Consider the following 24,569-nt stretch of genomic DNA (forward strand, 5'->3'; position numbering starts at 1 on the left):
GAGTTTGAGACATGGGTGAAACAGCGTATGTTACCGTCTCAGCGCTGACAAAGTATATAAAACGAAAATTCGATGTAGATCCTCACCTTGAAAATATTTGGATTAAAGGCGAATTATCGAATGTAAAAATACATACAAGAGGCCACATTTATTTCACATTGAAAGACGAAAACGCCAGAATGCAGTCGGTGATGTTTGCAAGACAAAGCGAGCGTCTGCCGTTTAAACCTGAAAACGGCATGAAAGTGCTGGTCAGAGGGGGAATTTCCGTATATGAACCGAGCGGAAACTACCAATTATATGCCAAAGAAATGCAGCCTGACGGGGTCGGAGCGCTTTATTTAGCGTACGAAGAATTAAAAAAGAAGCTTGCCGGAGAAGGTTTATTTGACGACCGCTACAAAAAACAAATCCCCGCATTTCCAGCCACAATCGGGGTTGTGACATCTCCAACGGGTGCCGCTGTCAGAGACGTCATTACAACTCTAAAAAGAAGATATCCCCTTGTCAAAGTCATTGTTCTTCCAGCGCTCGTACAAGGCGAAAATGCGAGCAGATCCATCGTTACGCGCATTGAAGAGGCAAATGAAAAAGAGGTTTGCGACGTATTAATTGTTGGGAGAGGCGGCGGTTCGATAGAAGAACTGTGGGCATTTAATGAAGAAATTGTAGCACGCGCGATCTTTGCTTCTAACATTCCGGTTATATCGGCAGTCGGGCATGAAACGGACTTTACGATCAGTGATTTTGTCGCTGATATCAGAGCCGCGACGCCGACAGGAGCAGCTGAGATTGCCGTACCGCATACAACTGAATTAATCGAACGGACAAAAACAGCGGAAGTTAGAATGACAAGAGCAATGCAACAGCATCTCGGCCAGAAAAAAGAACGGATTCAAACGCTGCAATCCTCGTATGCCTTTCGTTTTCCAAAGCGGTTGTATGCCCAAAAAGAGCAGCAGTTTGACCTTGCCTATCAGCAGTTTCAATCACAGTTAACCGCTCTTTTAGATCGAAAAAGCAGACAGCTGGAGCGTGAAACGTACAGATTAGAAGCGCTGCACCCTCATGAACAGCTGAAGCAAGCGAGAACACGATATGAGGAACAGACAAATCAGCTGAGAAAAAATATGACTATCCAAATGAAACAGCTGCATTCCCAATTTCAGACGGTTCTTGGCAAGCTGAATGCGTTGAGCCCTCTTCAAGTGATGGAAAGAGGATACAGCTTGGCTTATAAAGAAGACGAACTCATTAAAAGTGTCAGTCAGATAGAAGAGAAGGACCAGCTTGAAGTCAAGCTGAAGGATGGCGTGCTGACCTGTGAAGTATTAGAAAAGAGAGGGGAAGAAAAATGACAGACGTGAAAAAAAATGAAAACATGACATTTGAAGAAGCGATGAAAGGGCTTGAGAGCATTGTGTCAAAGCTTGAAGAGGGCGATGTGCCTTTAGAGCAAGCGATTAACTATTTCCAAGAAGGCATGGCTCTTTCAAAAATGTGCCACGAAAAGCTGCAAAAAGTCGAAAAACAAATGGACTTCATTTTAAAAGAAGACGGCGAACTGGCACCTTTTAGTGTTCAGGAGGAAGACGAAGGTGACAAATAAATTAACGGCTTTTCTGGCGGAGCGGAAAAAAACGATTGAAAATCAGCTTTCTGTCTATACAGAAAAGCTCGATATGCCGGATTCATTAAAAAAGTCTATGCTGTATTCCCTTGAGGCTGGCGGAAAGCGGCTGCGTCCTCTCATTGTACTGGCCGTTTTAAACGCATATGGGAAAAGTGAAAAGGACGGCATTCCGGTGGGGTGTGCTGTCGAAATGATTCACACGTATTCGTTAATTCACGACGACCTTCCTTGTATGGATGATGATGATTTACGCCGCGGGAAGCCGACAAACCATAAAGTGTTCGGTGAAGCGACAGCAGTATTAGCGGGTGACGGGCTGCTCACGGAAAGCTTTAAGCTGATCACCTCCCACTTGTCGGACGGGGTGTCAGCAGAAAAGCGCCTTCGGCTTGTGAATGAACTGATTTCAGCGGCAGGCACTGAAGGCATGGTCGGTGGACAAGTAGCTGATATGGAAGCGGAGAACCGCCAGGTCACGCTTGAAGAACTTGAATCCATTCATGAACGGAAAACCGCTAAGCTTCTCGGTTTTTGCGTTACCGCCGGTGCTATTTTGGCGGATGCGCCTGAAGAAGACATTGAAACACTGCGTACCTTCAGCAGCCATATTGGAATTGGTTTTCAAATCAGAGACGATATTTTAGATTTAGAAGGCAGTGAAGAGAAAATCGGCAAACGTGTCGGCTCGGATACAACAAACGACAAATCGACTTACCCGTCCCTTCTGTCACTGGAAGGGGCCAAACATAAATTGGATGTTCACATAAAAGAGGCGAAGCGTTTGATCGGCGGACTCTCTCTTCAAAAAGAGCTTTTATATGAGCTTTGTGATTTAATTGCGGCTAGAGATCACTAAACCGATCCTAATTTGAAGCGGCTGCACGAGATATGGTAAAATGTAAGCAGTTTATATGAAAAATGAAAGAGAAAAGCCCGTTTGTCTTTTTTTATGTCTGAGAACTGGCCATTGTCCAGCTCGGCATGCGGAAGACATGTATCATTGCAGAAATTCATGCTGAAAGTGAGTTGATCCGCTTTGGATCTTTTATCAATACAGGACCCGTCATTTTTAAAAAACAAGTCCATTGATGAATTAGAAAAATTAAGTGATGAAATCCGCCAATTTTTAATTACAACGTTATCCGCTTCCGGCGGCCATATCGGCCCAAACTTAGGTGTCGTAGAGCTTACTGTTGCGCTGCATAAGGAATTTAACAGCCCGAAAGACAAATTTCTGTGGGACGTAGGCCACCAGTCGTATGTCCACAAGCTGCTGACAGGACGCGGAAAAGAATTTGCGACGCTTCGCCAGTACAAAGGGCTTTGCGGATTCCCAAAGCGGAGTGAAAGCGAGCATGATGTTTGGGAAACAGGGCATAGCTCAACCTCTCTGTCAGGTGCGATGGGAATGGCAGCCGCGCGTGATATAAAAGGAACCGATGAATTTATTATTCCGATCATCGGTGACGGTGCGCTGACAGGCGGAATGGCGCTCGAAGCGCTGAACCACATCGGCGACGAGAAAAAAGACATGATTGTCATCCTAAATGATAATGAAATGAGTATTGCCCCGAATGTCGGAGCCATTCATTCTATGCTCGGACGGCTGCGCACTGCCGGAAAATACCAGTGGGTGAAAGATGAGCTCGAATACTTGTTTAAAAAGATCCCGGCAGTTGGGGGCAAACTTGCCGCCACGGCGGAACGCGTGAAAGACAGCCTGAAATACATGCTTGTCTCGGGCATGTTTTTTGAAGAGCTTGGTTTTACGTATTTAGGCCCGGTGGATGGACATTCTTACCATGAGTTGATTGAGAATCTTCAATACGCCAAAAAAACGAAAGGCCCTGTTCTCCTGCATGTCATCACAAAAAAAGGGAAGGGGTACAAACCGGCTGAGACCGATACGATCGGAACATGGCACGGTACCGGACCATATAAAATTAATACCGGTGACTTTGTAAAACCGAAAGCCGCAGCACCTTCATGGAGCGGTCTTGTCAGCGGGACTGTGCAGCGAATGGCGCGAGAGGACGGACGCATTGTAGCCATTACGCCGGCTATGCCTGTCGGCTCAAAGCTTGAAGGCTTCGCAAACGAATTCCCTGATCGCATGTTTGACGTAGGAATCGCCGAACAGCATGCGGCAACGATGGCTGCAGCTATGGCAATGCAGGGGATGAAGCCGTTTTTGGCGATTTATTCAACCTTCCTGCAAAGGGCATATGACCAAGTGGTTCATGACATCTGCCGCCAAAACGCCAATGTGTTTATTGGCATTGACCGTGCAGGGCTTGTGGGCGCTGACGGAGAGACACACCAAGGCGTGTTTGATATTGCATTTATGCGCCACATTCCAAACATGGTCTTAATGATGCCGAAAGATGAAAATGAAGGACAGCATATGGTTCATACAGCACTCAGCTATGACGAAGGCCCGATTGCGATGCGTTTTCCGCGCGGAAACGGACTCGGCGTAAAAATGGATGAACAGCTGAAAACGATTCCGATCGGCACGTGGGAAGTGTTGCGCCCGGGGAACGACGCAGTCATCTTAACATTTGGAACAACAATCGAAATGGCGCTTGAAGCAGCTGAAGAGCTGCAAAAAGAAGGCCTGTCCGTGCGCGTTGTCAATGCGCGTTTTATTAAGCCGATGGATGAAAAAATGATGAAGGATATCTTAAAAGAAGGCTTGCCGATTTTAACGATTGAAGAAGCGGTCTTAGAAGGCGGTTTCGGAAGCTCGATTTTAGAATTCGCTCATGATCAAGGTGAATTCCTTACACCGATTGACAGAATGGGTATCCCGGATCGGTTTATTGAACACGGAAGCGTAACGGCGCTCCTTGAAGAAATTGGACTAACAAAACAGCAGGCGGCAAACCGCATTAGATTACTGATGCCGCCGAAGACACACAAAGGAATTGGATCATGACGTCAAAGAAAGAACGATTAGATGTATTACTAGTAGAAAGAGGGTTGGCGGAAACGCGGGAAAAAGCCAAGAGAGCCATTATGGCGGGAATCGTCTATTCAAACGAAAACCGCTTGGACAAGGCTGGGGAAAAAATTGACCGCGATCTGCCGTTAACAGTCAAAGGAAACCCGCTGAAATATGTGAGCAGAGGCGGCTTAAAGCTTGAAAAAGCGCTGAAGGAGTTTCCCATCTCTGTTAAGGATAAAATCATGATTGATATTGGCTCCTCCACCGGCGGTTTTACGGACTGCGCTCTGCAAAACGGTGCTAAACAGTCATACGCGGTAGATGTAGGCTACAATCAGCTTGCGTGGAAGCTTAGACAGGATGAACGGGTCGTCGTGATGGAACGGACAAACTTCCGTTACGCAACACCGGCAGACTTTACAAAGGGCATGCCGGAGTTTGCTACGATTGACGTGTCCTTTATTTCACTGCGGCTTATCCTGCCTGTCCTCAAAACATTGCTTGTGCCTGGCAGTGACTGCATGGCTCTTGTTAAGCCGCAGTTTGAAGCGGGACGGGAATCCGTCGGCAAAAAAGGGATTGTCAGAGATCCTAAAGTACATGCTGATGTTCTCAAGCGTATGGTCAGTTTCTCTGTTGCTGAAGGCTATATCTGCAAAGGCCTGTCATTTTCTCCAATCACGGGAGGAGACGGAAATATTGAATTTCTCCTTCATTTGCATTGGCCGGGAGAGGAACAGGAAGGACAGGAGCTGTCAGAAGAAGAGATCAATCGCATTGTAGAAGAGGCACATAAGACGTTAAAAGAAAAAAAAGCAGATGTACCGGAATAATAGGGCGCTATTATTCCTTTTTTCTGCATTTATGTACATTTTGCAGAGAAACATATAACATAAAAGAACAGATAAGCTGGAAATAGAGGTGCTTACATGAACAAAGGCCAGAGGCATATTAAAATCAGAGAGATCATTACAAGCAATGAAATCGAAACGCAGGACGAATTGGTTGACATGCTGAAGCAGGATGGATACAAAGTGACGCAAGCCACGGTTTCACGCGATATTAAAGAGCTTCACCTAGTGAAAGTGCCTACGAATAACGGCTCTTACAAATACAGTCTTCCGGCAGACCAGCGTTTCAATCCGCTTTCCAAACTGAAGCGGGCACTGATGGACGCATTTGTGAAAATAGACTCAGCAAGCCATATGATTGTGCTGAAAACGATGCCCGGCAACGCCCAGGCAATCGGGGCGCTGATGGACAATTTGGACTGGGATGAAATAATGGGAACCATTTGCGGAGATGACACGATTTTAATGATTTGCCGGACTCCTGAAGATACAGACGGCGTAAAAAACAGGCTGCTTGAGCTGCTGTAATAGAAAATCTAACAAAGATAAAGAGGTGTAATGCTGTTTGTTAGCTGAACTATCCATTAAAAACTTTGCCATTATTGAGGAACTGACGGTTTCTTTTGAACGCGGGCTCACGGTTTTAACAGGAGAAACCGGAGCCGGCAAGTCCATCATCATAGATGCCATTTCTCTTTTAGTCGGAGGCCGCGGCTCATCCGAATTTGTCAGATATGGGGAGACAAAAGCCGAGCTTGAAGGGCTGTTTCTATTGGAGAGCGGCCATCCCGTTTTTGACGTATGCGCTGAGCAGGGAATTGACATTTCAGACGAAATGATCATCATGAGAAGGGATATCAGCACGAGCGGAAAAAGCGTTTGCCGAGTTAATGGCAAGCTTGTCACGATTGCCTCGCTAAGAGAGATCGGCAGGCTTTTATTAGATATTCACGGGCAGCACGATAACCAGCTGTTAATGGAGGACGAAAATCACCTCCAGCTTTTGGACAAGTTTGCCGGAGCCGAAGCGGAAAGCGCGCTTCAAACGTATCAGGAAGGGTACCAGCGGTATATGAAGCTGCTTAAAAAGCTAAAGCAGCTTTCTGAAAGCGAACAGGAAATGGCCCACCGTCTTGATCTCATTCAATTTCAGCTCGAAGAAATCGAATCGGCTAAGCTCGAGCTTAATGAAGATGAGCAGCTTCAGGAAGAGCGCCAGCAAATTTCAAATTTTGAGAAGATATATGAATCGCTGCAAAATGCATATAACGCGCTTCGCAGCGAGCAGGGCGGACTGGACTGGGTCGGAATGGCATCAGCGCAGCTTGAAGATATATCCGATATTAACGAACCGCTGAAAAAACTGTCTGAAAATGTTTCGAACTCCTACTATCTTCTGGAGGACGCTACATTTCAGATGAGAAATATGCTGGATGAACTTGAATATGATCCGGAACGCCTGAACTATATTGAGACGCGCCTTAATGAAATCAAACAGCTGAAACGAAAATACGGTGCATCTGTTGAGGATATCTTGGAATACGCTTCTAAAATTGAAGAAGAGATTGACCAAATTGAAAACAGGGACAGCCATCTTCAAAGCGTGAAGAAGGAGCTTGACTCAGTCGGCAAAGATGTCGCAGTGGAAGCGGCAAATGTTTCAAAAATCCGCAAAGCATGGGCGAAAAAGCTGGCTGATGAGATTCATCGGGAATTAAAAAGCCTCTACATGGAAAAATCAACTTTTGATACGGAATTTAAGATCAGAACAGCGCCCCGAAATGAGGAGGCGCCGATTGTAAACGGCCAGCCTGTTCAGATGACTGAACAAGGGATTGATTTGGTGAAGTTTTTAATTTCAACCAATACAGGCGAACCGCTGAAATCCCTTTCGAAAGTCGCTTCCGGAGGAGAGCTGTCACGGGTGATGCTAGCTATTAAAAGCATTTTTTCCTCTCAACAGGATGTGACGTCGATTATATTCGATGAGGTTGATACCGGTGTAAGCGGCAGAGTCGCACAGGCAATCGCTGAGAAGATCCATAAAGTGTCAATAGGATCGCAAGTGCTGTGTATTACACACTTGCCTCAGGTGGCTGCCATGGCAGATACGCATCTTTATATTGCGAAGGAGTTAAAAGACGGCAGAACGACAACACATGTCAAGCCGCTGTCTAAGCAGGAAAAGGTAGCGGAAATCGGGCGTATGATTGCAGGAGTCGAAGTAACAGACTTAACGAAACGCCATGCAAAAGAACTTTTAAGACAAGCGGACCAAGTCAAAACAACGGGGTGAGCTGCGCGAAAAGCGCAGCTTATTTTTTTCACGCACATCCATTCGTTCATCAGTATATCCAATGTTTTTCTTTATATGACAGTTATAAATAAGGCGTCAGAAGGCAAAATTAAATGATGTAGCAGCAAGTCATAAAGAAGGTGTGGGATAGGAGCGAGGAGAGTGAAGTAGTAAATGCCCGATAACATCAGAAAAGCAGTAGGTTTAATTCTCCTTGTTTCGTTATTAAGTGTAGGTTTATGCAAACCGCTAAAAGAGTATTTACTGATTCCAACGCAAATGAGAGTATTTGAAACCCAAACACAAGCGATTGAAACGGGTTTATCGGTAAACGCTCATACACAAGAATCTTCAGAAGCGTTTACAGTAAAGAAAGACCCGCATGAAGTCAAGGTGACAGGCAAAAAATCAGGTGAATCAGAGTTAGTATACGATCTTGCAGGATTTCCAATCAAAAAAACAAAAGTAAAAGTTCTTCCTGATTTAAAAGTCATACCTGGCGGACAATCGATTGGTGTTAAACTTCATTCCGTCGGTGTTCTTGTCGTCGGATTTCATCAGATCAACACTAGTGAAGGTAAAAAATCCCCGGGAGAAACGGCCGGTATTGAAGCGGGCGACATCATTATTGAGATGAATGGACAGAAAATTGAAAAAATGAATGATGTGGCCCCATTTATTCAGAATGCCGGTAAAACCGGCGAATCTTTAGATTTGCTTATTAAACGTGATAAACAGAAAATCAAAACAAAGCTCATTCCGGAAAAGGATGAAGCAGAAGGTAAGTTCAGAATTGGGTTATATATCAGGGATTCTGCCGCTGGGATCGGCACTATGACCTTTTATGAACCGAAGTCAAAAAAATACGGAGCACTTGGCCACGTGATTTCCGATATGGACACAAAGAAACCGATTGTAGTGGAGAATGGCGAAATCGTTAAATCAACTGTAACATCAATTGAAAAAGGGACAGGCGGAAATCCGGGAGAAAAACTGGCGCGATTTTCCTCAGAACGCAAAACGATCGGGGATATTAACAGAAACAGCCCGTTTGGGATTTTCGGGACACTGCATCAGCCGATTCAAAACAAGATTTCAGATCAAGGACTGCCGGTTGCGTTTTCTACTGAAGTCAAAAAAGGCCCGGCTGAAATTTTAACGGTCATTAATGATGACAAGGTAGAAAAGTTTGATATTGAAATCGTCAGCACAACCCCGCAAAAATTCCCGGCAACAAAAGGAATGGTCTTGAAAATAACCGATCCGAGGCTATTAAAAGAAACAGGCGGCATCGTCCAGGGGATGAGCGGAAGCCCGATCATCCAAAATGGCAAAGTGATCGGCGCTGTCACCCATGTGTTTGTAAATGACCCGACAAGCGGCTACGGCGTTCATATTGAATGGATGCTGTCAGAAGCGGGAATTGATATTTACGGAAAAGAAAAAGCAAGCTGACTGCCGGAATTTCCGGCAGTTTTTTTGCTTTGATCCCTCTTCACTTCTCAGAATACATACGGTAAAATGTACAAAAGAAGATTTTTCGACAAATTCACGTTTCCTTATTTGTCAAATTTCATATTTAGTCGAAAAACGGAGAAAAACATAGAAAAATAAAGATATACCACTAATATTGGTTATGATGATTTTTTTAGAGGGTATATAGCGGTTTTGTCGAATGTAAACATGTAGCAAGGGTGAATCCTGTTAACTACATTTGGGGAGGAAGAAACGTGGAGAAAATTAAAGTTTGTGTTGCTGACGATAATCGAGAGCTGGTAAGCCTGTTGAGTGAATATATTGAAGGACAGGAAGACATGGAAGTCATCGGTGTTGCTTATAATGGACAGGAATGCCTGTCGTTGTTTAAAGAAAAAGATCCCGATGTGCTCGTATTAGATATTATTATGCCGCATTTGGACGGACTTGCGGTTTTAGAGCGGCTGAGGGAATCAGATCTGAAGAAACAGCCGAATGTCATTATGCTGACAGCCTTTGGACAGGAAGATGTCACGAAAAAGGCCGTCGATTTAGGCGCTTCTTACTTTATTCTCAAACCGTTTGATATGGAAAACCTTGTTGGACATATCCGCCAGGTCAGCGGGAATGCAAGCAGCGTGACGCATCGCGCGCCATCATCGCAAAGCAGCATTATACGCAGCAGCCAGCCTGAACCAAAGAAGAAAAATCTCGACGCGAGCATTACAAGCATTATCCATGAAATCGGCGTCCCAGCGCATATTAAAGGGTATCTCTATCTGCGCGAAGCAATCTCAATGGTATACAATGACATCGAATTGCTCGGCAGCATTACAAAAGTTCTCTATCCGGACATCGCCAAAAAATTCAACACAACCGCTAGCCGTGTAGAAAGAGCAATCCGCCACGCGATTGAAGTCGCATGGAGCAGAGGAAACATTGATTCCATTTCCTCGCTGTTCGGTTATACAGTCAGCATGACAAAAGCTAAGCCTACTAACAGCGAATTCATTGCGATGGTTGCGGATAAGCTGAGATTAGAACATAAGGCTTCTTAAGCATGAGAATATCAAGCGATGATTAAATCAAACGTCTTTTATTTATTGGTTCGCGCTGATAAATAGGAGGCGTTTTGTTTTGGGGATATAATGATAGGAAGGATCTATTTTCCGCAAGGAGTGATGCATGTGTTTGAAAAGTATGGATTGTTCATTGCGCTATTTATTCTTGCGCTTTGCGTCAATTCGAACATCATTACAGAATCACGCATACTAGGCATCTTGATCGACTTTATCTCATTTACAGTCATGGTTTCTTGTGTTTTCTCTGCTTGGAGAATCAAAACCAAACAATCAGAATCAAATTGAAACCCATTCTCTGTAAAATCGTAAGTAAGGAAGCATACATGAACAAAGGAGACGTACGAATGAAAAAGAAAAAAGCAAGAAAGCGTGACGGGCTTCTCCTAGATTTGCTTCCAGAAGCAGCTGGCGAGCTCCTACCCTTGCTGTTTAGATGTTTACATAAACTATTTATTTAAAGTTGAAAAAAGACTGCCGAATCGTTTCGGCAGTCTCAACACATTAGTCTTTATAAGGCACCCAGCCAGGCGTGTTCACGATGGCTTGCCATAGCGGTTCAGGTAAATGATATTTTTCTTTATCTGTGCCTTTGATTACGGTTTCGATTTGTTTTTCCCGCCCTTCTTTTACTTTCACACTCCAGTCAGGGTCAACTAAAATTTCGCGTCCCATTGCGACTAGCGGAATGCCGCTTTCGATCACGGCCAGCGCGTCATCTGCGGAATGAATGGAACCGACGGCGATCAGCGGCACTTTGTTTCCGACACGTTCATTCAATAAGTCCATGCGTGTGCGATCCGGATCTGCACCGCGGCGTGCATTTGAGTTCACGTCCATCAGTGAGATATGAAGGTAATCCAATTCTTTATTCCCTAAAGCATCAACAAGCGTAAAGGTTTCAGCCATTGTTAATCCTGGTGTCTCAGGTTCTTCCGGAGACAAGCGGTAGCCCACTAAGAACGCGTCCTTCGCATGTTCTGCAATAGCTTTTTTCACTTCATCGACAATAGCAAGCGGGAAGGCTAACCGTTTTTCATCGCTTCCTCCCCAGCGGTCTGTGCGCTGATTGGTTTTCGGAGAATAAAACTGCTGGATCAAGTATCCGTTCGCGCCGTGAATTTCAACACCGTCAAAGCCGGCTTCAATGGCGCGTCTTGTCGCTTCTCCAAATGCCTTTACGATATTTTCCGTTTCTTCTTCTGTTAAAGCGCGGGCAATTTGCTTGCCGTTATCAAATACGTCACTTGGCGCTACGACATCTTGTTGCGGAACGAGCTCAGACGGGCATTCAATGCCGCCGTGGTGAATTTGCACAACGGCTTTAGCGCCTTGCGCCTGAATGGCTTGCGCTAATTTTTTTAAACCTGAAATGTTCGAGTCATCATGTATGGACGGCTGCCCGGGAAATGCTTTTCCGTCCGGTGTGACGTTTGCGCAGGCTGTAATCACCATTCCCATCTCTTTTGAGCGGGGGATGATGTAGTCAAGCTCTGCTTCAGATATCGTACCGTCTTCATTAGAAGCGTAATGAGTCATTGGTGCTACTGTGATCCGGTTGTCGATTGTAACCCCGCTTTTAAACGTAAATGGTTCAAACAGCGGTTTATACTTAGGGTTCATTTGATCATCTTCCTTCGTTTGGATTCGCAAATATTCTAGCCTATATATAAAAATTAATGCAATTGATCTGCTTTACCGGCTGAATATCTTGAGTTACAGCGAGGTATTTTCTTCGCTCCTATTCGGGGTCCTTGAAGGTTTAAGTAAAGACCGCTGCAGCCAGAGGAGAACGAATTTTTCATGGCTTTAACTTCTGTAAAGAAATATTCTTTAAAAGGTTTTTGAAAAATGTGGAACCCTCATGCTGGTTTTCGCGTAATATCAGCAAAAGGCCGCGGATGTGATTGTCCAATGGCATTGATTCTTATTACGAACAGTAGATTGTGATACAGCCTTAATCCTAGAGTGGAAGCACTAAAAACAGTATAATGGAGAAAACAGGAAACTTTAGGGCTTGAGGTGAAACGATGACAAAGATTTTTGCCCATCGGGGGGCATCTGGCCAATTTCCCGAAAATACAATGCTAGCCTTTGAAAAAGGAATTGAAGCCGGAGCGGAGGGGATAGAGCTTGATGTGCAGCTGTCAAAAGACGGACGTATTGTTGTGATCCATGATGAAAGGCTTGACCGGACGACATCGCTCAAAGGATTCGTGAAGGATACAGCGTATGATGTGATAAAGACTGCGAATGCGGCTGCTGGTCACGGTCGAACATACAGTGATGTCCAAGTGCCGCTGCTAGAAGACGTTCTCTCGTGGGCGGAAAAAAAGGATTTCCTTATTAACATTGAATTAAAAAACAGTGTGATCCGATATGAAGGCATGGAAGAAAAGTTGCTGGAGTCAGTGAAGCGATTCAAAATAGAGGAAAGAGTGATCCTGTCCACATTTAACCATGAAAGCTTGGCGCTATGCGGACGGCTCGCTCCCCATATTGAACGGGCGGTGTTGACTTCAGATGTGCTTTATCAGGCTGACCGGTATATCACATCGATTCCGGCTTCCGGCTATCACCCTAAGCTGAACAGCCCGGGGACCGCAGATGAAGTACTGAAAAAAATGAGGAACAGTTCGATCAAGGTAAGGCCGTATACAGTCAATCGGCCGGAAGATATGAAGTGTCTCTTTGAAGCGGGGGTAGACGGCATTTTCACCGATTTTCCTGCAAAGGCTTTGGCATTGCTGAAAAATAAATAGTTGTTTTAGAAGGAGGCTGTTGGCGCAGCCTTCTTTTTTCATTCATTCAAGCCCGTTACAAAGCATACATTCATAGAAGACAACTAGAAATTGTAAGCGCTGTCTATCTTCTGAATGAGGTGAAACCATGAGGAATACAGTCATTGTAAGTGCCGCAAGAACACCATTTGGCAAGTTCGGCGGAGCGTTGAAAGAGGTGAAAGCTGCGGAGCTTGGAGGCATTGCGATGAAGGAGGCGTTGCATCGCGCTGGCGTCTCTGGAGACGAGGTTGAAGGAACTGTCATGGGCATGGTTGTCCAAGCCGGCTCAGGGCAGATACCCTCCCGGCAAGCTGCCCGTTTGGCTGGAATGCCTTGGCATGTGCCGTCAGAAACGCTGAATAAAGTCTGCGCATCCGGACTGCGCGCTGTCACCTTATGTGATCAAATGATTCGGGCGCAAGATGCGGACATTCTTGTTGCCGGGGGAATGGAAAGCATGAGTAATATTCCGTATGCCGTCCCCGCCGGGCGCTGGGGAGCACGGATGGGAGACGGCGAGCTTAGGGACTTAATGGTTTATGACGGGTTAATGTGCGCGTTTGACGAGGTGCATATGGCTGTTCACGGAAATACAGCGGCCAAGGAATATGGAATCTCACGCGGGGATCAGGATGAATGGGCGCTAAGAAGTCATGCGCGGGCAGCTAAGGCTGCCGATAAAGGAAAGTTTCAGGATGAAATGGTTCCCGTCAGCTGGATCGGACGAAAAGGTAAAACAAACATTGTTGACAAAGATGAAGCGATTCGCCGTGACACAAGTCTGGATCAACTTGCGAAACTTTCACCGATTTATACAAGTGACGGTTCTGTCACAGCCGGCAATGCTCCCGGGGTCAATGACGGAGCTGGCGCGTTTGTGCTGATGTCTGAGGACAAAGCTGCTGAACTTGGCACACCGCCTCTGGCTACCATTCTTGGTTTTTCGACGATGGGAATGCAAGCGCACGAGCTGGCGGCAGCCCCGGGATTTGCAATCAACAAGCTGCTGAAAAAGAACGGTTTAACCATTCAAGATATTGACTTGTTTGAAATAAATGAAGCGTTTGCTTCTGTTGTTTTGACATGTGAAAAAATCGTCGGTTTCGATCTTGAAAAAGTAAATGTGAATGGCGGTGCGATCGCGCTCGGCCACCCGATCGGTGCAAGCGGAGCAAGAATTCTCATGACGCTTGTTTATGAATTAAAGCGCCGGGGAGGGGGGCTGGGCGTTGCCGCCATTTGCAGCGGTGCGGCTCAGGGAGATGCTGTCTTAGTGCATGTTCATTAAAACAATGACGAAAAAGGGGATTTAAATGGAGATGAAACATATCATGGTGGCCGGTGCAGGACAGATGGGAAGCGGGATCGCTCAAACAGCTGCCGACGCAGGCTTTGATGTGAGGATGTACGATGTGAACCCAGAGGCTGCGGAGGCAGGATTGAAACGGTTGAAGAAACAGCTGACCCGTGATGTTGAGAAAGGGAGAAAGACCGAAGCGGAAATGAAGGGTATAATTAGCCGCATTTCGCTTTCTCAAACGCTTGAGGAGGCAAAACACGCGGACATTGTGATTGAAGCTATCGCAGAAAACATGGCGGCGAAAACCGAAATGTTTAACACACTTGATCACATATGCCCGCCTCATACGATTTTGGCCAGCAATACATCTTCCTTGCCTATTACAGAAATCGCTGCTGTGACAAACCGGCCTGAACGAGTCATTGGCATGCATTTTATGAATCCTGTCCCTGTGATGAAGCTGGTTGAAGTGATTCGCGGCTTGGCTACATCAGAGGAAACGGCCTTAGATGTTATGGGATTAGCGGAAAAGATGGGGAAAACACCGGTAGAAGTCAATGATTTTCCGGGGTTTGTTTCCAACCGCGTGCTTCTTCCGATGATTAATGAAGCCATCTATTGCGTGTATGAGGGGGTGGCGAAGCCCGAGGCAATAGACGAGGTGATGAAGCTGGGTATGAACCATCCCATGGGACCGCTTAGACTAGCGGATTTTATCGGGCTTGATACGTGTTTAGCGATTATGGAAGTTCTTCATTCCGGCCTTGGCGATTCCAAGTATCGTCCTTGTCCGCTGCTTCGTAAATACGTCAAAGCGGGTTGGCTCGGCAAAAAGAGCGGACGCGGCTTTTATCAATATGTGGAGAGGACTTTCTGAAGTTCATTTCATTTCATCCGGGGGTGGCGAGTTGCATGAAACCCAAGAGCAAGTCATGATGCGAAAAATGGTGCGTGATTTTGCCCGAAAAGAAATTGCTCCCGCTGCGAAAATCATGGAGGAAACGGACGAATTTCCGTTTCAGCTCATCAAAAAAATGGGTGAACACGGCCTGATGGGAATACCGGTGCCGGAACGATACGGCGGCGCTGGGGCGGATGTTATTTCTTATATTTTGGCGATTCATGAGATTTCTAAAATCAGCGCGGCTGTCGGTGTCATTCTTTCCGTTCATACCTCGGTCGGCACAAATCCTATTTTTTACTTTGGAAACGAAAAACAGAAGAGTAAATATATCCCGAAGCTCGCTTCAGGAGACCATTTGGGCGCATTTGCACTGACGGAGCCTCTTTCAGGGTCGGATGCAGGGAGCCTTCGCACGACAGCCATCAAAAAGAACGGCAAATACCTATTAAACGGATCAAAAATGTTTATTACGAACGGCGGAGCCGCCGATGTCTATATCACGTTTGCTTTAACAGCTCCGGATCAAGGCAGGCACGGGATTTCCGCTTTTATCGTTGAAAAAAATACATCCGGTTTTACCGTTGGAAAAAAAGAAAGAAAGCTGGGGCTCTATGGCTCCAATACTACGGAATTGATTTTTGACAATGCAGAAGTGCCTGAAGAAAATTTGCTTGGCAAAGAGGGAGATGGCTTTACCATCGCCATGGCGAATTTAAATGTCGGCCGCATCGGTATTGCGGCCCAGGCGCTCGGCATTGCAGAAGCGGCTCTTGAGCATGCCGTTGCTTACGCGAAGCAGCGGGTGCAATTTGGCAGGCCTATCGCAGCCAATCAAGGCATATCATTTAAGCTGGCTGATATGGCGACAAGGGCAGAGGCGGCAAGGCACCTTGTCTACCGCGCCGCAGACCTTCATAACCGCGGCTTGTCCTGTGGAAAAGAAGCGTCTATGGCTAAACAATTTGCTTCCGATTCTGCGGTGAAGGCGGCGTTAGATGCCGTGCAAATTTACGGAGGATACGGTTATATGAAGGATTATCCGGTCGAGCGGCTGCTTCGCGATGCAAAGGTGACGCAAATCTATGAAGGGACGAACGAGATTCAAAGATTGATTATTTCAAAACATCTGCTTGGTTAAACCTGATCGACAAAAATGCAAAACGGAGGTTGAGGATATGGTGGAGAAACCGCATTATTCTCCGGGTTTGGACGGTGTGATTGCGGCAGAAACTCAAATTTCTTATCTTGACACGCAGTCCAGCCAGATTTTGATACGAGGCTATGATTTAATCGATCTTTCTAAAACCAAAAGCTATCTGGAGATTATCCATTTATTGCTGGAGGGCAGGCTGCCGAAAGAAAGTGAAACGGAAACGCTGGAAAGAAACATAAACAGCGCATCAGACCTGCCGGCAGATCATCTCCGTCTGCTTGAGCTGCTCCCCAAACACACTCATCCGATGGATAGTCTGCGGACCGGGCTGTCTGCTCTTGCCGGCTATGACCGGCAAATTGATGATCGCTCTCCTTCTGCAAACAAAGAACGCGCCTATCAGCTTCTGGGGAAAATGCCTGTCCTCACTGCTGCCAGCTATAGGATCATCAATAAGAAAGAGCCGATTCTTCCGCTTAAAACCCTATCCTACAGTGCGAATTTTTTATATATGATGACTGGGAAATTGCCGTCCTCACTGGAAGAACGCATTTTTGACCGGTCCCTCATCCTGTACAGTGAACATGAAATGCCGAATTCAACCTTTACTGCCAGAGTCATCGCTTCTACACATTCAGATCTTTATGGCGCTTTGACAGGAGCTGTAGCCTCTCTGAAAGGGAATCTTCACGGAGGAGCAAACGAAGCCGTAATGTATATGCTTTTGGAGGCGAAAACACCGTCTGATTTTGAGCAGCTTCTGCAATCAAAACTGCAAAGAAAAGAAAAAATTATGGGATTCGGCCACCGAGTGTATATGAAAAAAATGGACCCGAGAGCACTCATGATGAAAGAGGCGCTGCAGCAATTATGCGATAAAGCCGGCGACCATCGTTTATATGAGATGTGTGAAGCAGGCGAGCGGCTGATGGAGAAGGAAAAAGGGCTTTACCCGAATTTGGATTACTACGCTGCCCCGGTGTATTGGATGCTCGGCATACCGATACCTTTGTATACGCCTGTCTTTTTCAGTGCGAGAACATCCGGTTTATGCGCCCACGTGATCGAACAGCATTCCAATAACCGTCTCTTTCGTCCACGTGTCAGTTATTTGGGCCCGCGGTATCAGGCCGAATCTTAAATCATGAAAGGAACTGGTAGAATGCTGAAAACGGATCATGTCATTGAAGAAATCACAGACTATGTGCTTGAGAAAGAGATTACAAGCTCCGAGGCGTTTACAACAGCGGGGCACGTGCTGCTGGATACGCTGGGCTGCGGGATTTTGGCGCTCCGGTATCCCGAATGCACCAAGCTGCTCGGCCCGATTGTTCCCGGAACGACTGTGCCGAATGGGAGCAAAGTTCCGGGAACGTCATATGTTCTCGATCCTGTGAGAGCAGCGTTTAATATCGGCTGCATGATTCGCTGGCTCGATTATAACGATACATGGCTGGCGGCGGAGTGGGGGCATCCGTCCGATAATTTGGGAGGGATCCTTGCGGCTGCTGATTATGTATCGAGAGTAAGGCTGTCTGAAGGGAACGAACCTTTAATGGTACGCGACGTACTTGAAATGATGATCAAAGCACATGAAATTCAAGGCGTGCTTGCTTTAGAAAACAGCTTAAACCGAGTTGGCCTTGATCATGTGCTGTTTGTCAAAGTCGCTACAGCCGCTGTTGCAGCAAAGCTCTTGGGCGGCGGAAGAGAAGAAATCAAAAATGCGCTTTCAAATGCATGGATTGACAATGCAGCCTTGAGGACATACCGGCATTCACCGAATACCGGTTCGCGCAAATCGTGGGCGGCAGGAGACGCAACGAGCAGAGGAGTTCATTTGGCGCTGATGGCGTTAAAAGGGGAAATGGGCTATCCGACAGCTTTGAGCGCACCGGGGTGGGGCTTCCAAGACGTTTTATTCAATAAACAAGAGATTAAACTCGCCCGCCCGCTCGACGCTTATGTCATGGAAAATGTGTTATTTAAAGTGTCTTATCCTGCGGAATTTCACGCTCAGACAGCGGTAGAGTGCGCCGTCATTCTTCATCCGCAGGTAAAGGGCCGGATTGATGAGATTGACCGTGTTGTCATCAGAACGCATGAATCCGCTATCCGAATCATTGATAAAAAAGGCCCGCTTCACAATCCGGCAGATCGTGATCACTGCCTCCAATACATCGCAGCAATCGGATTGCTTTTTGGTGATATCACCGCGCAGCATTATGAGGCTGAAACAGCGAGTGATCCGAGAATAGATAAACTTCGGGATAAGATGGAAGTGACTGAAAATAAAACATATACCGAGGATTACCTGAAACCCGACAAGCGTTCCATTTCAAATGCAGTTCAAGTTCATTTTAAAGACGGAACGAGCACGGAAATGGTGGAATGTGAATTTCCGCTCGGCCATCGTTTTCGAAGAGACGAGGCAGTGCCGAAGCTGCTGGAAAAGTTTTCTGCCAATCTTAAAACCCATTTCTCTAATAAACAGCAAAAACACATTTATAAGCGCTGTACCAGCTATGAGACATTACAAACGATGCGTGTAAATGAATTCATAGATATGTTTTGCATGTAAAAGGAGGACTTACGTCATGTCGTGGATCGTTAATAAGCAATCGTCACAAGAAGAGCTTGCCGTTCGTTTCCGCAAGCTGATGTCAGCGCCGGACATTTTGCAGATTCCCGGCGCTCATGACGGGATGGCCGCCTTGCTTGCGAAAGAGGCCGGTTTTTCTGCTGTTTATTTGTCTGGTGCGGCATATACAGCCAGCAGGGGGCTCCCTGATTTAGGGATCATCACGTCAACAGAAATGGCTGATCGAGCCAAGGATCTTGTGCGTGCAGCTGATCTGCCTCTCCTTGTTGATATAGATACGGGATTCGGCGGTGTGTTAAATGCCGCCCGAACCGCCCGTGAGATGCTTGAAGCCAGAGTAGCCGCCGTTCAAATAGAAGACCAACAGCTTCCGAAAAAATGCGGGCATTTAAATGGCAAACAGCTTGTCTCGATAAAGGAAATGGCGCAAAAAATAAAAGTGATCAAACAAGCGGCGCCCACCCTTGTCGTTGTTGCCCGTACTGATGCCAGAGCGCAGGAAGGGCTTGACGCCGCGGTGAAGCGCTCAGCGGCTTACATTGAGGCTGGAGCGGACGCAATTTTTCCGGAAGCGCTTCAGACGGAGAACGAATTCCGCCAGTTTGCTGAACACATTTCCGTTCCGCTCCTTGCAAATATGACCGAATTTGGGAAAACGCCGTATTATCGTGCCGATGAATTCGAAGCTATGGGGTTTGACATGGTGATATATCCTGTCACATCGCTTCGAGCGGCGGCAAAAGCTTATGCACGGCTATTTGATTTGATTAAGGAGCGCGGCTCACAAAAAGAAGGGCTTCATCATATGCAGACACGAAAAGAACTGTACGAGACGATTTCTTATTATGACTATGAAACGTTAGATAAAACGATTGCCAAGACCGTTTTGCCTGACGAATAGTGCGGTCAAAAAAAGCCGGAGTGTTCTCCGGCTTTTTTTGCAGCTATCGTTTTCTGAATCGCGGGCTGACTTGATGGCGTTTTCTGTCCCTGTATAAAACGAACCCTGCCAGCACATAAAGGCCGAACGCAAAAAAGATGAACCCTGACAAACCTTGGAGCCAAAGAGCTGCAAATGGCTTTACACTATGACCGAAAAGTGTATCTCTCATCAGTTTAATGCCTAAAGCGGATATGGCGCCGGGGACGACTAATATCAAAAGCGCAAGAAGTCGGCTCATCCTCAGAAAACCCCTTTATCTTTCATTTTCTTTATTGTCCAGCGGGGAAAATATTTTGTCAAGAGAAGAAAACGTGGTAACATAGGGTTGTGCAAATTATTGCAACGGAATAAATAGGTGTGCAAATTTTTTCATACAAAGGGGTAGCGGGATGCAAAAGGTACTGATTGTAGGTGCCGGCAAAAGGGGAACGGCGTTATTACATATTCTGATCAAAACAGCCATCATAGAGGTCATTGCCGTAGTTGACAAAGACCCCGAGGCGCCGGGATTGAAAGAAGCAGAACAGTATGGGATTGCCGTTTCATCTGATTGGAAACCTTACATACAACTAAAACCGGATATCGTCATTCATACCACCGGCGATCAAGCCGTGTTTGACGAACTCCTTCAAGAAAAGCATGAAGAGACCATTATTATGCCGGGAAAAATGGCGTACATCGTTTTTCAGCTGATGGAAGAAAAGCAGCACCTGATTCAAATGCTGAAAGAGCAAACATACAAACACGACCGAATTTTTAATTCTACCCATGACGGGATGATTTTTATTGATATCAATGAAGAAATCATTCTCTTTAACCATATGGCCGAAAAAATGGTCGGGAAAAAACGTGAGGAAGTCATTGGACGCCCGATAAAAGAAGTCATTCCGAGCACGAAGTTGCCGCGGATTTTAAAAACAAGAGTGCCTGAATACAACCAGAAGCAGCTTTTGGGCGATCATTTGCAAATTGTGACGACGAGGCTGCCGATTATTGATGAAGGCGGACGTTTGCTCGGGGCGCTTTGTGTGTTTAAAGATATCACCGATGCTGTTGAGCTGGCAGAGGAAGTGACAAACTTAAAGCAGGTCCGTACGATGCTGGAGGCGATTATTCAATCCTCCGATGAGGCGATTTCTGTCGTTGATGAAAACGGCATCGGACTCCTGATTAATAAAGCGTATACGAAAATGACAGGGCTCTCCGAAAAAGAAGTCATCGGCAAGCCTGCCAACACTGATATTTCTGAAGGCGAAAGCATGCATTTAAAGGTGCTTGAAACGAGACGCCCTGTCCGCGGTGTCAGAATGAAGGTCGGCCCGAATGAAAAAGAGGTCATCGTCAATGTAGCGCCGGTGATTGTAGACGGGATTTTGAAAGGCAGCGTCGGTGTGATTCACGACGTGACCGAAATTAAAATGCTGACAGCCGAGCTTAACCGGGCCAGACAAATCATTCGCACACTTGAGGCGAAATACACGTTTGATGACATTATCGGCAAAAGTGAGCAAATGCTGGTTGCGCTTGAACAGGCCAAGCTCGGGGCGAAAACGCCGGCAACCATTTTGCTGCGCGGGGAATCAGGAACAGGAAAAGAACTGTTCGCCCATGCCATCCATAACGAAAGCGACCGGAAGTACAATAAATTTATTCGGGTGAATTGTGCTGCCCTTTCTGAAAACCTGCTCGAATCAGAATTGTTCGGTTATGAGGATGGTGCGTTTTCAGGAGCGAAGCGTGGCGGTAAAAAGGGTTTATTTGAAGAAGCCAATAACGGCAGTATTTTCTTAGATGAAATCGGCGAACTGACACAAAATATGCAGGCGAAATTGCTCCGCGTCCTTCAAGAAAAGGAAATCGTCAGAGTGGGCGGTACGAAGGCGATTCCTGTCAACGTCAGAGTGATCGCGGCGACAAATGTAAATATCGAAAAGGCGATGGCGGATGGTGCGTTCCGTGAAGACTTGTATTACCGAATCAACCGCTACCCCATCTCCATCCCGCCATTGCGGCAGCGGCTGGAAGACATTGAGGCACTAAGCGTCAGGCTTATCCAAAAGATTAACCGGGATTACGGCAGGAATGTAAAGGGTCTCTCGCAGCAAGCTTTGCGTGTTTTATCCGCTTATCATTGGCCGGGGAATGTCCGCGAATTGGAAAATGTCCTAGGACGAGCCATGATTTTTCTGAATCCGCATATGGAATGGATTGAAAAAGATCACTTGCCTGTATTCGAAGTTGAACAAAAAGAAAGCGACCCAGAACAGGGTGCAGGCTTTGATTCTCCGAATATTGAAGGCGAGAAGCTGTCTGTTGCAGTAGAAAAATTTGAAGCGCATTTGATCCAGCAAACGCTCGAGAAGCATCATTATAACCGGACAAAAACAGCGAAAGCCCTCGGAGTCAGCATACGGAATTTATATTACAAAATGGATAAATATGGCCTTGCAAATGAAGGCATGCAATAATTTGCAGAATAAGCGCAAACATCTGCACGAGTTTTTCAATAGATCTGGTATGACAGTACGCTGAGGAGCTGGCATGGAACTTGCATAATAAAAGGCGGAGTCGAAACAAGAAGGGTGGTAACAGATGAAGCTGAAAGATTTGATCGGTAAAGCGTCGATGTACAAAAACAAGACTATTGCGGTTGCTCATGCTGAGGATGAGGAAGTGATCCGGGCTGTAAAGCTGGCAGCCGAGCACCTATCTGCCCGTTTTTTGTTAGTGGGCGACAGCAAAAAACTGAACGATCTGACATCATCTATGCAAGGGGATCAAGTGGAAATCGTTCATGCCGATACGCCTGAAGAATCGGCAAAATTAGCGGTTCGTGCTGTGCATCACAAAACAGCGGACGTGTTAATGAAAGGGAATGTGCCGACTTCTGTTTTGCTTAAAGCGGTATTGAACAGACAGGAGGGGCTTCGGCTATCTAATGTCCTTTCCCACGTGGCTGTGTTTGATATACCGGACTTTGACAGGTTGATGTTTGTGACAGATTCGGCAATGAATATTGCTCCTTCACTTGAAGAGCTTCGGCAGATTTTGCAAAATGCCGTTCATGTGGCCCGTGCAGTAGGGAACAATATGCCAAAAGCAGCTGCTCTGGCAGCGGTCGAAACGGTAAACCCGAAAATGGAAGCGACAGTAAATGCAGCTGCTCTTGCTCAAATGTGCAAAAGAGGCCAGATCAAAGGCTGTATTGTTGATGGGCCGTTTGCTTTGGATAACGCAGTCTCGCAAATTGCCGCGGCCCAGAAAAAGATTTCGGGAGACGTAGCGGGCAGCGCTGATATCCTTCTCGTCCCAACAATTGAGGCCGGCAATATTTTATATAAATCACTTATTTATTTTGCGAAGGCCAGCGTGGCGGCTGTCATTACGGGAGCAAAAGCGCCGATTGCCTTAACGAGCAGAGCGGACTCCGCTGAAAATAAACTGTATTCCATTGCGCTCGCGATATGCGCATCAGAAGAATACACACATTAGGAGGAACGAACATGGAACTTTTTAAATATATGGAGAAATACGATTACGAACAAATGGTATTTTGCCAAGATGAACAATCCGGCTTAAAAGCGATTATCGCGATTCATGATACAACGCTCGGTCCGGCACTTGGCGGAACGAGAATGTGGACGTATGAAAATGAAGAAGCGGCGATTGAAGACGCGCTCAGGCTGGCAAGAGGCATGACCTATAAAAACGCGGCGGCAGGCTTAAACCTTGGCGGCGGAAAAACAGTGATTATCGGTGATCCTCGCAAAGATAAAAATGAGGAAATGTTCCGCGCGTTTGGCCGCTATATTCAAGGTTTGAACGGCAGGTACATTACAGCTGAAGATGTGGGCACAACGGTTGAGGATATGGACATCATTCATGATGAAACAGACTATGTCACAGGGATTTCTCCTGCTTTCGGATCTTCAGGAAATCCATCCCCAGTTACGGCTTACGGCGTATACAGAGGTATGAAAGCTGCTGCTAAAGCTGCTTTCGGTACTGACTCTCTCGAAGGAAAAACCATCGCTGTACAGGGTGTAGGGAACGTAGCCTATAACCTATGCCGCCACCTTCATGAGGAAGGGGCAAACTTAATCGTGACCGATATCAATAAACAATCAGTACAGCGCGCAGTTGCAGATTTTGGTGCCCGTGCAGTTGATCCGGATGAGATTTATTCACAAGACTGCGATATTTATGCGCCGTGTGCACTCGGTGCGACAATCAACGACGACACCATTAAACAGCTGAAGGCGAAAGTCATCGCGGGTGCGGCCAACAACCAATTAAAAGAAACACGCCATGGCGATCAAATTCACGAAATGGGCATCGTTTACGCGCCGGATTATGTCATTAACGCGGGCGGCGTCATCAACGTGGCAGATGAGCTTTACGGCTATAATGCAGAACGCGCATTGAAGAAAGTTGAAGGCATTTACGGCAATATTGAGCGTGTACTTGAAATTTCTCAGCGTGATGGTATTCCGACGTATTTAGCGGCTGACCGCTTGGCAGAGGAACGGATTGAACGCATGCGCCACTCAAGAAGCCAGTTTTTGCAAAACGGCCACAGTGTATTAAGCAGACGTTAAGAAA

Annotated in this window: 22 protein-coding genes; 20 read left to right on the forward strand and 2 right to left on the reverse strand. The window is 46.3% G+C overall.

The window, feature by feature from the left end:
- Positions 1–11 precede the first annotated feature (11 nt).
- The 10 genes from xseA (at position 12) to JMN17_RS02710 (ending at position 10,570) form a co-directional block, all read left to right on the forward strand.
- Entirely contained in the window at positions 12–1,358 is a 1,347-nt protein-coding gene (xseA, locus tag JMN17_RS02665; RefSeq protein ID WP_087990672.1) for an exodeoxyribonuclease VII large subunit, read from the forward strand.
- A complete protein-coding gene (locus tag JMN17_RS02670) occupies positions 1,355–1,609 on the forward strand; it encodes an exodeoxyribonuclease VII small subunit (RefSeq protein ID WP_003226409.1) in 255 nt (84 codons plus the stop codon). Before xseA ends, JMN17_RS02670 begins: the two co-directional genes overlap by 4 nt.
- Positions 1,599–2,489: a polyprenyl synthetase family protein gene (locus JMN17_RS02675; RefSeq protein WP_202327220.1), complete on the forward strand. Its 891-nt coding sequence runs from the start codon at positions 1,599–1,601 to the stop codon at positions 2,487–2,489. Before JMN17_RS02670 ends, JMN17_RS02675 begins: the two co-directional genes overlap by 11 nt.
- Positions 2,490–2,669: 180 nt before the next feature.
- Positions 2,670–4,571 (forward strand): 1-deoxy-D-xylulose-5-phosphate synthase, encoded by a 1,902-nt coding sequence (gene dxs / locus JMN17_RS02680; RefSeq protein ID WP_087990669.1) that lies wholly within the window; start codon positions 2,670–2,672, stop codon positions 4,569–4,571.
- The gene (locus JMN17_RS02685) at positions 4,568–5,413 is read left to right on the forward strand and encodes a TlyA family RNA methyltransferase (RefSeq protein WP_202327222.1); all 846 of its coding nucleotides are present in this window, start codon (positions 4,568–4,570) and stop codon (positions 5,411–5,413) included. Before dxs ends, JMN17_RS02685 begins: the two co-directional genes overlap by 4 nt.
- Positions 5,414–5,509: 96 nt before the next feature.
- Positions 5,510–5,959, forward strand: coding sequence for an arginine repressor ArgR (gene argR, locus JMN17_RS02690; protein ID WP_087990667.1), 450 nt, complete (start codon positions 5,510–5,512; stop codon positions 5,957–5,959).
- A 37-nt stretch (positions 5,960–5,996) separates the two neighbouring features.
- Positions 5,997–7,727: a DNA repair protein RecN gene (gene recN, locus JMN17_RS02695; protein WP_202327224.1), complete on the forward strand. Its 1,731-nt coding sequence runs from the start codon at positions 5,997–5,999 to the stop codon at positions 7,725–7,727.
- A gap of 174 nt (positions 7,728–7,901) precedes the next feature.
- The gene (spoIVB, locus tag JMN17_RS02700; protein WP_202327226.1) at positions 7,902–9,182 is read left to right on the forward strand and encodes a SpoIVB peptidase; all 1,281 of its coding nucleotides are present in this window, start codon (positions 7,902–7,904) and stop codon (positions 9,180–9,182) included.
- Positions 9,183–9,457: 275 nt separating this feature from the next.
- Positions 9,458–10,261: a sporulation transcription factor Spo0A gene (gene spo0A, locus JMN17_RS02705; protein WP_003226427.1), complete on the forward strand. Its 804-nt coding sequence runs from the start codon at positions 9,458–9,460 to the stop codon at positions 10,259–10,261.
- Between the two features lie 123 nt (positions 10,262–10,384).
- Positions 10,385–10,570, forward strand: coding sequence for a hypothetical protein (locus JMN17_RS02710; RefSeq protein ID WP_207194082.1), 186 nt, complete (start codon positions 10,385–10,387; stop codon positions 10,568–10,570).
- 216 nt (positions 10,571–10,786) lie between these two features.
- On the opposite strand, the gene JMN17_RS02715 is transcribed toward JMN17_RS02710, so the two are convergent.
- Positions 10,787–11,905: an NADH-dependent flavin oxidoreductase gene (locus JMN17_RS02715; protein ID WP_087990664.1), complete on the reverse strand. Its 1,119-nt coding sequence runs from the start codon at positions 11,903–11,905 to the stop codon at positions 10,787–10,789.
- Positions 11,906–12,312: 407 nt separating this feature from the next.
- Between JMN17_RS02715 and JMN17_RS02720 the strand changes: the two genes are divergently transcribed.
- From JMN17_RS02720 to prpB, 7 genes are all read left to right on the forward strand, one after another.
- Positions 12,313–13,044: a glycerophosphodiester phosphodiesterase gene (locus JMN17_RS02720; protein ID WP_087990663.1), complete on the forward strand. Its 732-nt coding sequence runs from the start codon at positions 12,313–12,315 to the stop codon at positions 13,042–13,044.
- A 127-nt stretch (positions 13,045–13,171) separates the two neighbouring features.
- Complete coding sequence (locus JMN17_RS02725; protein WP_087990662.1) at positions 13,172–14,353, forward strand: acetyl-CoA C-acetyltransferase; 1,182 nt, start codon at positions 13,172–13,174, stop codon at positions 14,351–14,353.
- Between the two features lie 25 nt (positions 14,354–14,378).
- The gene (locus tag JMN17_RS02730; RefSeq protein ID WP_087990661.1) at positions 14,379–15,242 is read left to right on the forward strand and encodes a 3-hydroxybutyryl-CoA dehydrogenase; all 864 of its coding nucleotides are present in this window, start codon (positions 14,379–14,381) and stop codon (positions 15,240–15,242) included.
- Between the two features lie 31 nt (positions 15,243–15,273).
- Entirely contained in the window at positions 15,274–16,407 is a 1,134-nt protein-coding gene (locus tag JMN17_RS02735; RefSeq protein ID WP_202327228.1) for an acyl-CoA dehydrogenase, read from the forward strand.
- Positions 16,408–16,444: 37 nt separating this feature from the next.
- Complete coding sequence (mmgD, locus tag JMN17_RS02740; protein ID WP_202327230.1) at positions 16,445–17,563, forward strand: citrate synthase; 1,119 nt, start codon at positions 16,445–16,447, stop codon at positions 17,561–17,563.
- A 21-nt stretch (positions 17,564–17,584) separates the two neighbouring features.
- Positions 17,585–19,003: a bifunctional 2-methylcitrate dehydratase/aconitate hydratase gene (locus JMN17_RS02745; protein ID WP_202327238.1), complete on the forward strand. Its 1,419-nt coding sequence runs from the start codon at positions 17,585–17,587 to the stop codon at positions 19,001–19,003.
- A 16-nt stretch (positions 19,004–19,019) separates the two neighbouring features.
- Positions 19,020–19,925 carry a methylisocitrate lyase gene (gene prpB / locus JMN17_RS02750; RefSeq protein ID WP_202327240.1) on the forward strand — a complete coding sequence of 302 codons (906 nt, stop codon included), beginning with the start codon at positions 19,020–19,022 and terminating at the stop codon, positions 19,923–19,925.
- Positions 19,926–19,968: 43 nt separating this feature from the next.
- Here prpB and JMN17_RS02755 read toward each other — a convergent pair whose 3' ends face one another.
- A complete protein-coding gene (locus JMN17_RS02755) occupies positions 19,969–20,205 on the reverse strand; it encodes a DUF2627 domain-containing protein (RefSeq protein ID WP_087990657.1) in 237 nt (78 codons plus the stop codon).
- Between the two features lie 151 nt (positions 20,206–20,356).
- On the opposite strand from JMN17_RS02755, the gene JMN17_RS02760 reads away from it, so the two are divergent.
- From JMN17_RS02760 to bcd, 3 genes are all read left to right on the forward strand, one after another.
- Entirely contained in the window at positions 20,357–22,435 is a 2,079-nt protein-coding gene (locus JMN17_RS02760) for a sigma 54-interacting transcriptional regulator (protein ID WP_202327247.1), read from the forward strand.
- Between the two features lie 124 nt (positions 22,436–22,559).
- A complete protein-coding gene (yqiS, locus tag JMN17_RS02765) occupies positions 22,560–23,459 on the forward strand; it encodes a phosphate butyryltransferase (RefSeq protein ID WP_202327249.1) in 900 nt (299 codons plus the stop codon).
- Between the two features lie 11 nt (positions 23,460–23,470).
- Complete coding sequence (gene bcd, locus JMN17_RS02770; RefSeq protein WP_202327256.1) at positions 23,471–24,565, forward strand: Leu/Phe/Val dehydrogenase; 1,095 nt, start codon at positions 23,471–23,473, stop codon at positions 24,563–24,565.
- Positions 24,566–24,569: the final 4 nt, after the last annotated feature.

Source organism: Bacillus sp. RHFS10, assembly GCF_016757475.1.
Lineage (GTDB): Bacteria > Bacillota > Bacilli > Bacillales > Bacillaceae > Bacillus > Bacillus subtilis_G.

Bases quoted from the DNA above. Each gene is read 5' to 3' on its own strand.
- JMN17_RS02670 (WP_003226409.1), top strand. From the start codon at position 1,355: ATGACAGACGTGAAAAAAAATGAAAACATGACATTTGAAGAAGCGATG.
- JMN17_RS02715 (WP_087990664.1), bottom strand. From the start codon at position 11,905: ATGAACCCTAAGTATAAACCGCTGTTTGAACCATTTACGTTTAAAAGC.
- mmgD (WP_202327230.1), top strand. From the start codon at position 16,445: ATGGTGGAGAAACCGCATTATTCTCCGGGTTTGGACGGTGTGATTGCG.
- bcd (WP_202327256.1), top strand. From the start codon at position 23,471: ATGGAACTTTTTAAATATATGGAGAAATACGATTACGAACAAATGGTA.
- JMN17_RS02720 (WP_087990663.1), top strand. From the start codon at position 12,313: ATGACAAAGATTTTTGCCCATCGGGGGGCATCTGGCCAATTTCCCGAA.
- prpB (WP_202327240.1), top strand. From the start codon at position 19,020: ATGTCGTGGATCGTTAATAAGCAATCGTCACAAGAAGAGCTTGCCGTT.
- argR (WP_087990667.1), top strand. From the start codon at position 5,510: ATGAACAAAGGCCAGAGGCATATTAAAATCAGAGAGATCATTACAAGC.
- yqiS (WP_202327249.1), top strand. From the start codon at position 22,560: ATGAAGCTGAAAGATTTGATCGGTAAAGCGTCGATGTACAAAAACAAG.
- xseA (WP_087990672.1), top strand. From the start codon at position 12: ATGGGTGAAACAGCGTATGTTACCGTCTCAGCGCTGACAAAGTATATA.
- JMN17_RS02730 (WP_087990661.1), top strand. From the start codon at position 14,379: ATGGAGATGAAACATATCATGGTGGCCGGTGCAGGACAGATGGGAAGC.
- JMN17_RS02760 (WP_202327247.1), top strand. From the start codon at position 20,357: ATGCAAAAGGTACTGATTGTAGGTGCCGGCAAAAGGGGAACGGCGTTA.
- spoIVB (WP_202327226.1), top strand. From the start codon at position 7,902: ATGCCCGATAACATCAGAAAAGCAGTAGGTTTAATTCTCCTTGTTTCG.
- JMN17_RS02745 (WP_202327238.1), top strand. From the start codon at position 17,585: ATGCTGAAAACGGATCATGTCATTGAAGAAATCACAGACTATGTGCTT.
- JMN17_RS02755 (WP_087990657.1), bottom strand. From the start codon at position 20,205: ATGAGCCGACTTCTTGCGCTTTTGATATTAGTCGTCCCCGGCGCCATA.
- JMN17_RS02710 (WP_207194082.1), top strand. From the start codon at position 10,385: ATGCATGTGTTTGAAAAGTATGGATTGTTCATTGCGCTATTTATTCTT.
- JMN17_RS02685 (WP_202327222.1), top strand. From the start codon at position 4,568: ATGACGTCAAAGAAAGAACGATTAGATGTATTACTAGTAGAAAGAGGG.
- JMN17_RS02725 (WP_087990662.1), top strand. From the start codon at position 13,172: ATGAGGAATACAGTCATTGTAAGTGCCGCAAGAACACCATTTGGCAAG.